The sequence below is a fragment of the Streptomyces sp. PsTaAH-137 genome (assembly GCF_003259365.1).
GTDB lineage: Bacteria > Actinomycetota > Actinomycetes > Streptomycetales > Streptomycetaceae > Streptomyces.
This window is the reverse complement of the sequence record NZ_QLLY01000002.1, coordinates 397581-412052: the sequence shown is the minus strand read 5'-3', so window position 1 is coordinate 412052 and position 14472 is coordinate 397581. Positions and strand designations below refer to the sequence as shown.

Annotated in this window: 14 protein-coding genes; 6 read left to right on the top strand and 8 right to left on the bottom strand. The window is 71.9% G+C overall.

Annotated features, from left to right (window positions below):
* The first annotated feature begins 157 nt into the window (after positions 1-157).
* A complete protein-coding gene (locus tag K377_RS05425; RefSeq protein WP_111661975.1) occupies positions 158-874 on the top strand; it encodes a bifunctional DNA primase/polymerase in 717 nt (238 codons plus the stop codon).
* Positions 875-964: 90 nt separating this feature from the next.
* Here the strand turns inward: K377_RS05425 and K377_RS05420 are convergent, their stop codons facing one another.
* From K377_RS05420 to efeO, 4 genes are read right to left on the bottom strand one after another with little or no spacing between them, the layout of a single operon-like run.
* Entirely contained in the window at positions 965-1960 is a 996-nt protein-coding gene (locus K377_RS05420; RefSeq protein WP_111661974.1) for a hypothetical protein, read from the bottom strand.
* A gap of 49 nt (positions 1961-2009) precedes the next feature.
* A complete protein-coding gene (gene efeU / locus K377_RS05415; protein WP_111661973.1) occupies positions 2010-2855 on the bottom strand; it encodes an iron uptake transporter permease EfeU in 846 nt (281 codons plus the stop codon).
* Between the two features lie 3 nt (positions 2856-2858).
* A complete protein-coding gene (efeB, locus tag K377_RS05410; RefSeq protein WP_111662195.1) occupies positions 2859-4133 on the bottom strand; it encodes an iron uptake transporter deferrochelatase/peroxidase subunit in 1275 nt (424 codons plus the stop codon).
* A 37-nt stretch (positions 4134-4170) separates the two neighbouring features.
* Positions 4171-5313, bottom strand: coding sequence for an iron uptake system protein EfeO (gene efeO, locus K377_RS05405; protein WP_111661972.1), 1143 nt, complete (start codon positions 5311-5313; stop codon positions 4171-4173).
* 225 nt (positions 5314-5538) lie between these two features.
* Between efeO and K377_RS05400 the strand changes: the two genes are divergently transcribed.
* Entirely contained in the window at positions 5539-6180 is a 642-nt protein-coding gene (locus K377_RS05400) for a PhzF family phenazine biosynthesis protein (RefSeq protein ID WP_111661971.1), read from the top strand.
* A gap of 47 nt (positions 6181-6227) precedes the next feature.
* Here the strand turns inward: K377_RS05400 and K377_RS05395 are convergent, their stop codons facing one another.
* Both K377_RS05395 and map read right to left on the bottom strand, forming a co-directional pair.
* Positions 6228-6878, bottom strand: a complete 651-nt coding sequence (locus K377_RS05395) for a heme oxygenase (biliverdin-producing) (RefSeq protein ID WP_111661970.1) — start codon at positions 6876-6878, stop codon at positions 6228-6230.
* Between the two features lie 172 nt (positions 6879-7050).
* On the bottom strand, positions 7051-7917 hold the full coding sequence (gene map, locus K377_RS05390; RefSeq protein WP_111661969.1) for a type I methionyl aminopeptidase: 867 nt from the start codon (positions 7915-7917) through the stop codon (positions 7051-7053).
* A 67-nt stretch (positions 7918-7984) separates the two neighbouring features.
* Between map and K377_RS05385 the strand changes: the two genes are divergently transcribed.
* Positions 7985-8218: a hypothetical protein gene (locus K377_RS05385; RefSeq protein WP_111661968.1), complete on the top strand. Its 234-nt coding sequence runs from the start codon at positions 7985-7987 to the stop codon at positions 8216-8218.
* Between the two features lie 245 nt (positions 8219-8463).
* On the opposite strand, the gene K377_RS05380 is transcribed toward K377_RS05385, so the two are convergent.
* On the bottom strand, positions 8464-9075 hold the full coding sequence (locus tag K377_RS05380; protein WP_111661967.1) for a hypothetical protein: 612 nt from the start codon (positions 9073-9075) through the stop codon (positions 8464-8466).
* A 99-nt stretch (positions 9076-9174) separates the two neighbouring features.
* Here K377_RS05380 and npdG point away from each other — a divergent pair, with 99 nt between their 5' ends.
* A complete protein-coding gene (npdG, locus tag K377_RS05375) occupies positions 9175-9900 on the top strand; it encodes an NADPH-dependent F420 reductase (protein ID WP_111661966.1) in 726 nt (241 codons plus the stop codon).
* 104 nt (positions 9901-10004) lie between these two features.
* Complete coding sequence (locus K377_RS05370) at positions 10005-10193, top strand: hypothetical protein (RefSeq protein ID WP_111661965.1); 189 nt, start codon at positions 10005-10007, stop codon at positions 10191-10193.
* 5 nt (positions 10194-10198) lie between these two features.
* Here K377_RS05370 and K377_RS05365 read toward each other — a convergent pair whose 3' ends face one another.
* On the bottom strand, positions 10199-10999 hold the full coding sequence (locus K377_RS05365; RefSeq protein WP_111661964.1) for a site-2 protease family protein: 801 nt from the start codon (positions 10997-10999) through the stop codon (positions 10199-10201).
* A gap of 145 nt (positions 11000-11144) precedes the next feature.
* Here K377_RS05365 and K377_RS05360 point away from each other — a divergent pair, with 145 nt between their 5' ends.
* Positions 11145-14465, top strand: coding sequence for a BTAD domain-containing putative transcriptional regulator (locus tag K377_RS05360; RefSeq protein ID WP_111661963.1), 3321 nt, complete (start codon positions 11145-11147; stop codon positions 14463-14465).
* The last annotated feature ends 7 nt before the right edge of the window (positions 14466-14472 follow it).

Genomic DNA, 14472 nt, shown 5'->3' with positions numbered 1-14472 from the left:
GCATGACAGCTCATGACGGTGGTTCCTCCACCCCCGGATGTGGACTGTGGCCACCCGAGGCGCAGGATGGTGGGACGATATGGGTCCGGGATTCCTCCCGTAGCCGTCGGCGGCACTGGCCGCCGTGGCCGGCACGAGAGCGTCGACGAGGAGATAGATGGGCACGGAGCGGAGCGGACGGTACGGACTGGGCCGGATCTCCCAGTGGCTGAAGAACGCCCGGGGCGCCCAGGAGGCCGAGGCGGACACCGAGCGCGAGCCGCTGCTCCTCGCGGCCGCCGCCGCCGGACTTCCACTCGCCCCGGCCGCGTACCCGGCGGACTACCGATGTTCGTGCAACCGCATAGGCTGCCCGACACCCGGCAGGCACCCGGTCTCCTTCGCCTGGCAGACCCAGTCCACGACGGACCGCGGACAGATCGAGCGCTGGGCCCGGCATCAGCCGCAGGCCAACTTCATCACCGCGACCGGCATGGTCCACGACGTCCTCGACGTCCCGACCGAAGCGGGCCGGGAAGCCCTCGACCGGCTGCTCTCCTCCGGCGTCGACGTCGGCCCGGTCGCCCTCAGCGGCGACGACCGCATGCTCTTCTTCACGGCGACCCGGGGCACCCCGGACGACGAGGACGAGTGGTGGCCCTGCGAGCTGGACTGCCACCCCGAGACGATGGACGAACACCCCGGCCTGCGCTGGCACTGCCGCGGCAGCTACGTCCTGATCCCGCCCGCCCGGCTCCCCGGCGACCGGTCGGTGCGCTGGCTCCGCGGCCCGGAGCACCCGCTCCCGGACCCCCTGACCCTCCTGGAACCCCTGACGGACGCCTGCGCCCGGCACGCCGGAGCGGAGCCCGACTTCACATCGGCCTGGCCGTAGAGCGCCCCGCCAGGGGCGCGGGGAACCGCCCGAGCAACCCACCACGACCCGCGCCCGGCAGCGGACCGCACGGGGCAGGCGGATCCGCGATCAGGACCCCTCGGCCGACGTGATTCCTTCGAGCCGCGACAGCACATCGACGGCCGACCCGGCGGAGCCCTTCCTGGGGACCAGCGCGGCCTGGTTCGACACGTACCCGTACATCGCCGACTGCTTGGCGTCGCCCGTCATGAGCGCCTTCACATCGACGTTGACGGCCGGCAGATCGCTTCCGGGCGACGCGGTCTGCTTCACGTACCGCCGCATGGTGAAGAAGACGAGCGCCCCGCCGTCGGTGGTGCGCAGCGCGACGGGCGCGTAGTCGCCGGAGGTGAGCGGCTCGTCGATGTACTGCGTGGCGAGGCCGGGGCGCGACAGGTTCTTCTTGCGGGTGGCGCGCCAGTCCGAGGTGAACCCGCCCTTGGCGAACACGTCGCCGCCGCCCGTCTTCGGGTCCAGATAGTCGGCGTACTTCTTGCTGAGCGCCGCCGGCTTCACGGCGAGCCCGGTGGAGTCGTTGTCGATCGCCTCGCCGTAACCGTCGGCGTCCGTCTTGAACTCCGGGACCTTGCCGTCGCGGAACAGCATCAGATACGACACCGCCCACGGCTCGCTCACGTCGTCGCGCGTGAAGACCATGACCCAGCGGTAGCCGTCGAACCGGTTGTTGTCGGCGTCCGCGACGAACCAGCGCGGCCAGCCCGCCTTCTTGGGGACGGTGTACTTCACGTCGGTGAGCTTCAGCGGCCGGGGGTTCTTGTTGCCCTCCGGGTGGAGCTTGCGCGCCGCCTTCAGCTTCGCCGTGTCGATCGCCCCGAGCGGCCCGGTGACGTACGCGGCGTCGTCGGCCCTGTCGTACGTCCGCTCGGCCTTGGTGTACGCGGACACGAACGCGTCCAGAGCGCGCGCGGCCTGGGCCTTCGTGGTCGTCGGGACGATCTCCAGTTCCCCGTGCACGGTCACGCAGCCGCTCGCCGTGAGGGACAGCACGACCGCGGCCGCCGCCGTCGCGGCGGGCCTGCCGAGCCTGTTCATGACCTTGCTCATGACGTTGACTTCACCCTTCGCTCCCCCTGCCCCTTCACGGGGCCGAACCCTACCGGGAAGAGGAAGCCTCCACTGCCCCGGCCCTCTCGGAGCGCCGGACCGTGAAGCCGAGGAAGAATGCCATCGTCGGGATCAAGTACAGGCACCAGACGACGACTTGCAGGACCGTGGGGTCGGGCTGGAAGTTGAAGACGCCCTTGAGGAGGGTGCCGAGCCAGCCGTCGGGCGCGATCGTCGAGCTGATGTCGAAGGCCAGGGAGTTCAGCCCGCCGATGAAGTCGGCCTCCTGGAGGTCGTGGACGCCGTACGCGAGGACCCCCGCGGCGACGACGACGAGCATGCCGCCGGTCCACGTGAAGAACTTCGCCAGGTTGATGCGCACCGCGCCCCGGTAGAACAGCCAGCCGAGCACCACCGCGGTGGCCAGGCCGAGCAGCGCGCCGATCACCGGTTCCGTCGTGCCGTCGCTGGTGGCGTGCACGGCCGTCCACACGAAGAGCGAGGTCTCCAGGCCCTCCCGGCCCACCGCGAGGAACGCGGTGACGACCAGCGCCGCCGTGCCCATGCGCAGCGCCGAGTCCAGCTTGCCCTGCAACTCGGTCTTCAGATGCCGGGCGGTGCGCCGCATCCAGAACACCATCCACGTCACCAGGCCCACGGCGACGATCGACAGCGAGCCGCCGAGCGCCTCCTGCGCCTTGAACGTCATCTCCTGCGAGCCGAACTCCAGGCCCGCGCCGAACGCCAGCGCCAGGAACACGGCGGCGCCGACGCCCAGCCACACCGGCTTCAGCGCGTCCCTGCGGTCCGTCTTCACCAGGTAGGCGACGAGGATGCAGACGATGAGGCTGGCCTCCAGGCCCTCGCGCAGCCCGATCAGATAGTTCGCGAACATCCGTCACACGTCCTTCGCTGCGAAGAGGCCGCGGCCCCACCAGTCACTCGCGTCCCGCACGCCCGGCGGCACCGCGAACACCGCGGATCCCACGTGCTGGATGTACTCGTTCAGCGCGTCGTGCGCCGAGAGCGCGCGCTGCACGGGGATGAACCCCTTGCGCACGTCCTTCTGGTACGCGAGGAAGAACAGCCCCGCGTCGAGCCGGCCGAGCCCGTCCGTGCCGTCGGTGAACGAGTAGCCCCGGCGCAGGATCGTCGCCCCGTCGTTGGAGTCCGGATGCGCGAGGCGTACGTGCGCGTCCGGCTTCATCGCCTTCAGGAACGGCTCGTCGCGCTCCTTGGCCTTCCCGACCGGCGCGCCCTCGCCCTTGTCCCGGCCGAAGACGTCCTCCTGCTCCTGGAGCGAGGTGCGGTCCCACGTCTCGATGTTCATGCGGATGCGGCGGGCGACGAGGTAGGAGCCGCCCGCCATCCAGGCAGCGTCCTTGCCGGTGTCCTTGTCGGTGACCCACACGTGCCGGTCGAGCCGGGCCGTGTCGGTCCCCGCGATGTTGCGGGTGCCGTCCTTGAAGCCCATGAGGTTACGGGGGGTCTGCGCGTCCGGCGTCGTCGAGGACGTCTTGCCGAAGCCCAACTGCGACCAGCGGATGGCGACCTTGCCGAAGCCGATGCGGGCCAGATTGCGGATCGCGTGCACCGCGACCTGCGGATCGTCGGCGCAGGCCTGCACGCACAGGTCACCGCCGCTGCGGGTCCTCTCCAGGTTGTCGCCGGGGAACCTGGGCAGCTCGACCAGCGCGGCGGGCCGCCGGTCCGCGATCCCGAACGCTTTCCCGTACTTCTCGAAGAGGGAGGGCCCGAAACCGATGGTCAGGGTGAGCCGCGACGGCTTGAGGCCGAGCGCCTCGCCCGTGTCGTCCGGGGGCGCCTCGGCGAGCCCGCCGAACGCGCCCTCGCCGACCGGCCGCCCCTCGGCCATCAGGGCGGCGGCCTTCGTCCAGTCCTTCAGCAACTGGACGAACTCCTCGCGGTCCTCCGTCTTCACGTCGAACGCGGCGAAGTGCAGCCGGTCCTGGACGGCCGTGGCGATGCCCGCCTGGTGCGCGCCGTGGAAGGGCACGGCGCCGCCCGACTCGGCGGCGGGCTGCATGTCGGCGCCGTCGTCGGACCGGGCCAGCGCGACGGCGCCGCCCGCCGCGGCGGCCCCGAGCGCGAGCCCGGCGCCGCCGACAGCGAGCAGTGAACGCCGGGACGGGGCAGGGGAGTTGTCCGTCATGGCGGGCTCCTCGGTGGTCTTCTCGTTCACTTCCCGGTTACTTCACGACCGCTGCGGCCAGCTTCGACAGCGGCTCGGCCAGCGCGTTCACCGCGTCGGACAGCTCCTTCTGCTGGGCCTTGCCGACCTTGTCGTAGGACGTGAAGTCGTAACCGGTCTTGTCCTTGCGGTACTTGTCGAGCAGCGTGTCCAGCGCGGCGAACTGCTTGTCGAGTTCCTTGGTGAGCGCCGCGTCGTTCTCCGAGGCGACCGGCTTCAGCAGGGTGTACGCCTGCTCCGCGCCCTCGACGTTGGCCTTGAAGTCGACCAGGTCGGTGTGCGAGTAGCGCTCCTCCTCGCCGGTGACCTTGCCGGTGGCGACCTCGTCGAGGAGTTCCTTGGCGCCGTTGGCCATGGAGGTGGGGGTGATCTCGGCCTTGCCGACGCGCTGCTGCCAGTCGGTGAGGTCCTTGTCGAGCTGCGTGGCGAGGGTCTTCTCGGCCGCGCCGATCTTCTTGTCCTTCCACAGCGCCTTCTCCAGGCGGTGCCAGCCGGTCCACTTCTGGCCCTCTTCGAGGCCGTCGGCGCGGGTGTCGGTCTTCGGGTCGATGTCGCCGAACGACTCGGCGACCGGCTCGGTGCGCTCCCAGCCGATGCGCGAGGGGGCGTACGCCTTCTTCGCGGCGTCGAGGTCGCCCGCGCGCACGGCGTCGGTGAAGACCTTCACCTTCGGCAGCGTCTGGTCGGCCTGCTCCTGCGCGTACTGGCGGTAGCCGGCGACGGCCTTGTCCAGGCGCGGGTCGCGCTTGGCGGCCTTGCCGCCGGTGGCCTTCACGTCCTGCCGGTGGCCCTTGCCCTTCATGCCGGGGATGCAGGCGATGCGGTAGTCGCCGCTCTTCACCTCGGCGGTCAGGGTGTGCTTGGTGCCGGGGCCGATGTTCTCGCGCTCAGAGACGATGCGGTCGTCGGGGAAGAGGATCTCCACCTCGGTGACCCGCGAGCCCTTGTTCTCGACCGCCAGCTCGACGTGCCCGGCCGGGAACTCGGTCTTCGACACCTTGCAGCCATCGTCGGTCGCGGTCACCCGGATCGCACCGGAACCGCCGCCCTTGGCGTCGCTCTTCTCGGTGCAGCCCGTGATGACGGTCAGGGCCGCCACCGTGGCGACGGCGGTGGTGACGGAGAAACGGACGGCTCGCATGCGGGCTCCAAGGGGGCGTACAGATAGTGCACAGCTCGACTAAGGCGGCCCTAACTTATATGAGGCTTGCCTAAGTGCTACCCCCTTCTGTCGTGATTCACCTCTCATGGAAACCCGCTGGTCGCGGTGCGGATACAAGCGACCCATGGGCGACCCAGAGAAGAGTCAAGAGGCGGTCAAGCGGGGCCGGTTGGGCCGTCGGGTGCTTCGTGGTTCACTGCCGACATGAACGAGTACGACGTCCTGTCCGTCTTCTGCGGCCCCGACGGCCGGCACGGCAACGAGCTCGGGGTCGTGCGCGACGGCTCCCGGATTCCCGACCCGGACGAGCGCCTGCTGTTCGCGGCCAAGCTGGGCTTCAGCGAGACCGTCTTCGTCGACGACCCCGAGCGCGGCGTCATCGACATCTGCACCCCCTCGGTCCGCCTGCCGTTCGCCGGCTATCCGTGCGTCGGCGCCGCCTGGCTGCTCGACGTGCCCGAACTGGTCGTCCCGGCCGGCGTCGTCGGGGCCCGCCTGGACGGCGAGTTCAGCTGGATCGAGGCCCACGCGGACTGGGCCCCGCCGCGCACGCTGCGTCAGTACGCGTCGGCGGCCGAGGTGGACGCGCTTCCCGTCCCGCCCGAGGGCGAGTGGATCTACGCCTGGGCCTGGGAGGACGAAGCGGCGGGCCGCGTCAGGGCCCGCGGCTTCCCCGGCCGCGGCGACGGCATCACGGAGGACGAGGCGACGGGCGCCGCGGCCCTCCTCCTCACGGCCCGACTCGGCCGGGCCCTCAACATCCGCCAGGGCGCGGGGTCGCAGCTCCTTACGGCACCCCAGCCCGGGGGCTTCGTGGAGGTGGGCGGCCGGGTGCGGCTGGGGTAAGCCCCCGGGGTGCGGGGCGGAGCCCCGCGGCCCCGCCGCACCCCACATCACGCCGCGCGCGAGAACTCCTCGCCGAGCGCAGCGAACACCGCGGTGTTCAAAGAGAACGCCCGCTTGCACTCGGCGACGACCCGCTGCTGCTCCAGCTCGTCCACGGCGATGGCATCGAGCAACTCGCGGTACCGCCGCTTGAACGCCGCCGGATTCTGCACCCCCTCGAAGACGTAGAACCGCACCCCGTCGCCCTTGCGTGCGAACCCCCAGGTCTTCTCCGCCTTGTCGCGGATGATCTGTCCGCCGGACAGATCGCCCAGGTACCGGGTGTAGTGGTGCGCCACATATCCGGCCGGCCACTCCCGCGCGCACTCCGCGATCCGGGCCGCGTACGCCTCGGTCGCCGGAAGGGCGGTGACCCGCTCGCGCCAGTCGGCCCCCCGCAGATGCGCGAGGTCGCGCTCCAGCTCGGGCACGCGGGCCAGCTCGGCCTGTATGAAGGGGCCCGCGACCGGATCGGCGGCGAGCTGCTCCATGCCGTCCTCAAGTGCCCTGTAGACGAACCACAGTTGCTCCGTGTACCGCGTGTAGGCGTCCACGCCGAGCGTCCCGCCGAGCAGGTCGCTCATGAAGGTCGACGTCTCGGCCTCGGTGTGCTGCTCGTGCGAGGCGGTACGGATCAGGGTGGAGAACGGGGTGTCCATGAGGCCTCCGCCGAAGAATGTTAGTAAGGTTAGCCTTGCCTAAGGTAGCACTGTTTTCGGCTTTCCCGACGGGCTGTCGGTAAAAAAGTACCCGCTTTCCCGAACGGGCGAACGGCAACGAGAAAGCCCGCCCCGGAAACGGGACGGGCTGATAGAGGGCGGCGGCTCCGGGTTACGGCAGGGTGAGGATCTCCGTGCCGGTCTCCGTGACGACGAGCGTGTGCTCGAACTGGGCGGTCCGCTTGCGGTCCTTGGTCACGACGGTCCACCCGTCGTCCCACATGTCGTACTCGTGCGTGCCGAGCGTCAGCATCGGCTCGATGGTGAACGTCATGCCGGGCTGGATCACGGTCGTGGCGTGCGGGCTGTCGTAGTGCGGGATGATCAGGCCGCTGTGGAACGACGAGTTGATGCCGTGCCCGGTGAAGTCGCGCACGACCCCGTAGCCGAAGCGCTTGGCGTACGACTCGATGACCCGGCCGATGATGTTGATCTGGCGGCCGGGCTTCACGGCCTTGATCGCCCGGTTCAGTGACTCACGGGTCCGCTCGACGAGCAGCCGGGACTCCTCGTCCACGTCGCCGACGAGGTACGTGGCGTTGTTGTCGCCGTGCACACCGCCGATGTACGCCGTCACGTCCAGGTTGATGATGTCGCCGTCGCGCAGCACCGTGGAGTCCGGGATGCCGTGGCAGATGACCTCGTTGACGCTCGTGCACAGCGACTTGGGGAAGCCGCGGTAGCCGAGCGTGGACGGGTAGGCGCCGTGGTCGCACATGTAGGCGTGCGCGATGCGGTCCAGCTCGTCGGTGGTGACGCCCGGCGCGATCGCCTTCGCCGCCTCCTCCATCGCCTGCGCCGCGATCCGCCCGGCGGTCCGCATCGCCTCGATCGTCTCCGGCGTCTGCACCTCCGGGCCCTTGTACGGGGTCGGCGCGGGCTTGCCGACGTACTCGGGGCGCCGGATGTTCCCGGGCACATGACGGGTGGGGGAGAGTTCCCCGGGTACAAGCAGCGACGACTGCGACTGGCCAGACATGCCAGCGAGTGTAACGAGCGGGACTGGGGGAGCATGGCCCTGAGCGCCCCGAGGAGAGGAGTCGGACATGGCCCTGTTCAAGAAGCGGACCGTGGGCAAGCCGGGCGAGTGGTACTACTGCCTGGAGCACCACAAGGTCGAGGAGGGCCCTGACTGCCCCGCCAAGGACCGTTTCGGCCCGTACGCGTCCCGCGCCGAGGCCGAGCACGCCATGCAGACCGCGCAGGAGCGCAACCTCGAATGGGAGAACGACCCCAAGTGGCATGACGCGGGCGCCTCCGGCGACACCGACAAGACGTAGTCCCCCATCTGCGGCGCCGTCGTGGCCGGTCGCGCAGTTCCCCGCGCCCCTGAGATGCGCACTTCGTGCGCCATCTCATCACTAGAGGCGCGGCAGAGCCGCAGCCTCAAGGGGAAGGCGCGCGAAGCGCAGCCTTCAGGGGCGCGGGGAACTGCGCGACCAGCCCCCACCGGCCCGCGGGCGAAGGACGGCCCAGGGGCGCGGGGAACTGCGCGACCAGCCCCCACCGGCCCGCAGCCGAAGAACTACCACCGAGCAGGCGGCGGCGCCGTCAGATGGTCCGCCAGCCGCGACAACCGGTCCCGGAAAGAGCGTCGCCCCCGCGCAGCACCCCCCGCGTTCTCCCCGGCCGCCGCACTCACCAGATGCTGCACCGTGTCCAGATCCAGATCGGTCCCCCCGGGCACGGCCAGCGCATCATGCGCCAGCGCCCGCAGATCCCCGTTACCGGCGACCTGCCCGTCCAGCGCCAGCACGGTCGCCCCGGCCCGCCGAGCGTCATGCACCCGTTCCAGCAGCGGAGCCCCCACGGCGTCCGGCGTCACCACCAGCAACGTCTCCCCGCGCCGAGCCGCCGCGAGCCGCCCGAGCCCGACGGCGAGATGAGCCGGATCACCGGGACGCGCGGCGTGCCGCACAAGGGTCGGCGACAGCTCCGGCGTGCCCGACCAGGCGGCCTCGTCGACCAGATGGGCGGCCAGGTGCCAGGGCTCGTACTCCTCGGTGCCGACCAGCAGCAGCCCACCCCCGTGCGCCCCCACCGAGGACCGCAGCGCCCCGGCGAAGCGACGGGTGGCGGCCGGCCACTCGGTGCCGGCGAGAACCTCGCGCAGCAGCGCTACTCGTACGGCGTCCATGGGCCCGCATGCTGCCCCAAGAACCCGGCCCCGATGTGAGGTTCGCGGCAAGACCGCCCGTACGGGTCGCCGCCCGGTACCTCTGAGTAAGGTCGCTCCATGACTACCAGTGATGACAGCGCACAGCCCGCCCCGAAGGCCCCGGCCAAGGACCCCTGGGACCTGCCCGACGTGTCCGGCCTCGTCGTCGGCGTGCTCGGCGGCACCGGACCGCAGGGCAAGGGCCTCGCCTACCGGTTCGCGCGGGCCGGCCAGAAGGTGATCCTCGGCTCCCGCGCCGCCGAGCGCGCGCAGGCCGCCGCGGACGAACTCAACGAGCACGGCCTCGGCATCGAGGGCGCCGACAACGCCGAGTGCGCCCGGCGCAGCGACATCGTGATCGTCGCCGTGCCGTGGGACGGCCACGGGGCCACCCTCGAAGCGCTCCGCGAGGACCTCGCCGGCAAGCTCGTCGTCGACTGCGTCAACCCGCTGGGCTTCGACAAGAAGGGCGCCTACGCCCTGAAGCCGGAGGAGGGCAGCGCCGCCGAGCAGGCCGCCGCCCTGCTCCCGGACTCCCGGGTCACCGCCGCCTTCCACCACCTGTCCGCGGTGCTGCTCGCCGACCCGGAGATCGACGAGATCGACACCGACGTGATGGTGCTCGGCGAGAGCCGCGCCGACACCGACGCGGTGCAGGCGCTGGCCGGCCGCGTCCCGGGCATGCGCGGCGTCTTCGCGGGCCGCCTGCGCAACGCCCACCAGGTGGAATCCCTGGTCGCGAACCTGATCTCCACCAACCGCCGCTACAAGGCGCACGCGGGCCTGCGCGTCACGGACGTATAACCACCGGATAACCCCGTATCGGGTTGTACGGGTCGCCTTCGGGCGCGGGCGGGGCATGGGGGACACTGGTCGGCGAACACCAGCCGTGTATTGGAGCCGACCCCATGCCCCGCATCGCACTCTTCGCTCTCGTCGTCTGCCTGCTCGCCGTCGTGGCCGCCGTGGTGTCCTTCGTCGAGGGCAGCTTCCTCGGGATCGTGTGGGTGCTCATCGCGGGCATCACGTCGAACATGACCTGGTTCTACGCCCGCAAGGCCAAGGCCGAGAAGGCCCAGAGCGCCCCCACCGCCTGAACCCGCTACTGGCTGATCACGGGGATCTCGGGAGTGCCCTCCCAGAAGCGGTAGAAGCGCTGACCCCAGTACGTGTCCCAGTCGTGCACCCCGAGCGCGCGCAGCAGCGCGTCCACCACGTCGAAGAACACGCGGTTCACCTCGGGGATCCACAGCAGCGCGAACACCGCGATCAGGCCGAACTGCGCGAACGGCTCCACCTGCCGCTTCACCTTGTACGACAGCCAGGGCTCGATGACGCCGTAGCCGTCGAGGCCCGGCACCGGCAGGAAGTTCAGGATCGCCGCCGTCACCTGGAGCAGCGCCAGGAAGGCCAGCGCGTAGCGGAAGGTGTCCGGCACGCCGTCCAGCAGGTCCAGCCAGAACGGCGCGGTGCAGACGATCGCGAACAGCACGTTCGTCAGCGGGCCCGCCGCGGAGATCAGGCTGTGCTTCCAGCGGCCCTGGATACGGCCCCGCTCGATGAAGACGGCGCCGCCGGGCAGACCGATCCCGCCCATGATCACGAAGAGGACCGGCAGCACGATGCTGAGCAGCGCGTGCGTGTACTTCAGCGGGTTCAGGGTCAGATAGCCCTTCGCGCCGATCGAGATGTCGCCGCTGTGCAGGGCGGTGCGGGCGTGCGCGTACTCGTGCAGGCAGAGCGAGACGATCCACGCGCCCGTCACGAACAGGAAGACCGCGAAGCCGGGCTGCGAGGCGAAGTCCGTCCACACCGCCCAGCCGGCCACGGCCGTGATCGCGGCGATGCCGAGGAAGACGGGGCTGATCCTGCTGTCGCCTCGTCGGGATGTGGCGGTGCTCATGAGGACGAAAACTCCCGGGTCCGGTGGCGGGGGGCGTGCATGAACGTACCCGCCCGGTGGGGAAACGTGTCGCGCGGGCGCGATGGTTCCGACGCTCTGAGCGGACCCGGCAGCCGGTTCCCGCGCGGGCGGGGACAATGGGCCGGTGCGCTTCTCGCTCCTCGGCACCACTCAGGCACTCCGCGACGACGGCACGGCCGTCCCCGTCGGCGGGGCGCGGCTGCGTGCCCTGCTCACCGTGCTCGCCCTGCGGCCCGGCCGGACCGTGCCGGTGGCCGCGCTCGTCGACGAGGTGTGGGGCGCCGAGCCGCCCGCCGACGCGCAGGGCGCGCTCCAGGCGCTCGTGGGACGGCTGCGCCGGGTGCTCGGCGCCGGGGCCGTCGCCTCCGACGAGGGCGGCTACCGGCTCGCGGCCGTCGCGGACGACATCGACCTGTTCCGCTTCGAGCGGCTGACCGCCGACGGCGTCCGAGGCCTCGCCGACGGCAACCCGGCCAAGGCCGCCGAGCTGCTCGACCAAGCGCTCGGGCTGTGGCGCGGGCCCGCCCTCGCCGACCTGCCCGACCGGGTGGGCGAGGCGGCCCGCTGGGACACCCGCCACCTGGACGCCCGCCGCACCCGGCTCGCCGCCTGGCTCGCCCTGGACCGGGCCGACGAGGCGCTGCCCGAGCTGACGGCGCTGTGCGACGCGCACCCGCTGGACGAAGCCCTCCAGGTGCTGCGCCTGCGCGCCCTGCGCGACGCGGGCCGCACCGCCGAGGCGCTGGCCGCGTACGACGCGATACGCCGCGCCCTCGCCGACCGCCTGGGCGCGGACCCGGGAGCCGAACTCCGATCCCTGCACGCCGATCTGCTCGACGCGGGGCAGGCGCTCCCGACGGGCCCGGCCCCGGCGCGGGCGGAGCCCCGCACCCCGGGCAACCTCCGCGCCCGCCTCACCTCGTTCGTCGGCCGCGGCACCGACATCGACGCCATCCGGACCGAGCTCACCCGGGCCCGCCTCCTGACCCTCCTCGGCCCCGGCGGCGCCGGAAAGACCCGGCTGTCCCAGGAAGCCGCCGAGGGCCTCGCCGAGACCACGGCCCCGGACGGCGTCTGGCTCGCCGAACTGGCCCCGGTCAGCGACCCAGCCGCCGTCCCGGAGGCCGTCGTCAGCGCGCTCGGCGCCCGCGAGACCGTGCTGCGCGGCGCCGGCGCCGAGGAACTGCGCGTCGCCGGGGAACGCCAGGGCGACGACCCGCTGGTCCGCCTCGTGGAGCACTGCGCCGACCGCCGCATGATCCTCGTACTCGACAACTGCGAACACGTCATCGAGGCCGCCGCCGCCCTCGCCGAGCACCTGCTCGCCCGCTGCCCCGGCCTGACCGTGCTCGCCACCAGCCGCGAACCCCTCGGCGTGCCCGGCGAGATCCTGCACCCCGTCGAACCCCTGCCGCAGCCGTACGCGCTGCGGCTGTTCGGCGAGCGCGGCGCCACCGTCCGCCCGGGGTTCCGGGTCGACGAGTCCGAGGAGACCTCGGCGGCCGTCACCGAGATCTGCCGCCGCCTCGACGGCCTCCCGCTCGCCATCGAACTCGCCGCGGCCCGGCTGCGGATGCTCACCCCGCGCCAGATCGCCGACCGCCTCGACGACCGGTTCCGGCTGCTCACCTCCGGCGCCCGCACCGCCCTGCCCCGCCAGCAGACCCTGCGCGCCGTCGTCGACTGGTCCTGGGACCTGCTCGACCACACCGAGCGCGCCGTCCTCGCCCGGCTCTCCGTGTTCAGCGGCGGCTGCGACCTCACCGCCGCCGAGACCGTGTGCGGACCCGAGGCCCCCGACGTGCTGTCCACGCTGTCCTCCCTTGTCGACAAGTCCCTCGTCGTCGCCGCCCCCGACGACAGCGGCGAGATGCGCTACCGCCTCCTGGAGACCGTCGCCGAGTACGCGGGCGACCGGCTCGACGAGGCCGCCGACCGCACCGCCGCCGAGCGCGCCCATCTCACGTACTACCGCGAACTTGCCCGCACCACCGACCCGTTGCTGCGCGGCGCGGGCCAGCGCGCGGCCATCGCCCGGATCGAGCGCGACTACGAGAACCTGCGCACCGCCCTGCGCCGCGCCGCCGGCGCCCGCGACGAGCAGGAGATGCTCAGCCTGACGCTCTCCCTGCTCTGGTTCTGGATGATGCGCGACCTGCGCACCGACGCGAGGATCTGGACCATGGAGGCGGCGGCGCTCGGCCCCGACCCGTTCGGCCCGGACGCGCGCCCCGCCCCGCCGGTCCACCAGCGCTGCACCGACGTGCCGCCGCCGCTCACCGGCGACCTCCTCGACGAGGCGCGCCGCGAGGTGCACCTGACCCGGCTCGGCTACATGGACATGGAGCTGGAGGTGTGGCAGGGCGAGGAGGGCAGGGCCCGGCTGCGCACCATCGTCGACACCCTCGCCCCCGACCTGCCGCAGGCCTGCCGCCCTCCGGGGCACCTCTGGTACTTCGCCGTCCTGATGTCGGGCCAGGGCGAGCGGATGGCGGAGCTGAGCGACCGGACGGTCCGCGCCTGCCGCGACCTCGGCTACGAGTGGGAGCTCGCGCACATGCTGCAGATGCGCGCCAACCTGCTGGCCAACCGCGTCGAGACCGCCGAGAGAGGGCTCGCCGACGCCGAGGAGTCGCTGGACCTGTTCACCCGGCTCGGCGACGAGTGGGGGAAGGCCGAGGCGCTGTCGGTGCGCGGCGAGGCGCACGAGCGGCTGGGCCGGTTCGACGCGGCCGCGGCCGACTTCGTCCGGGCCCAGCGGGTCGCCGAGGACCTGGGCGCCCACGCCCAGATCGCGATCCTGTCGGTGCGGCTCGGCAACGTGCTGATCGAGCAGGGGGAGGGGGAGCGCGGCGAGCAGATGCTGCGCGACACGCTCGACCCGGCCCGCAAGTACCACAACGAGGCCTGGCCGGCGGCCCGGATGTTCCTGCTCACCCGGCTCGCCACGACGGGCCGTACCGCGGAGGCGCGGCAGCTCCTGGACCAGTTGCGCGAGGAGTTCAAGGTCGCCGAGGTGCTGTTCTTCCGGGCCGTGCTCACCGGCCTCGAAGCCATGCTCGACGTGCTGGAGGGCTCCGCGGACCTCGCGCTGGTGAAGGCCCGGGAAGCGCTGGACGTCGCCGACGACCCGCTGGCGACGATGCTCGAACCCCATATGGCGGCGCTCCATCTGCTCACCGCGGCCAACGCCCTGACGCTGCGCGCCGCGGACGGCGACGCGGCGACGGCGGCCCGGCTGATCGGGGCGTCCGACGCCTCGCTGCCGTCCGGTCATGTGCGCGCCGTCATGGAGCGGGACTGGCGGGAGCGGGCCGAGCGCACCGCACGCGCGTCGCTCGGCGACGAGCGGTACGCACGGGAGAACGCCGAAGGCGGCGGCCTCTCCGTGGAGGAGGCCACCGCCTTGCTGAGACGCGAACCGACCGACCGACTGGCTGACTGACGGGCTC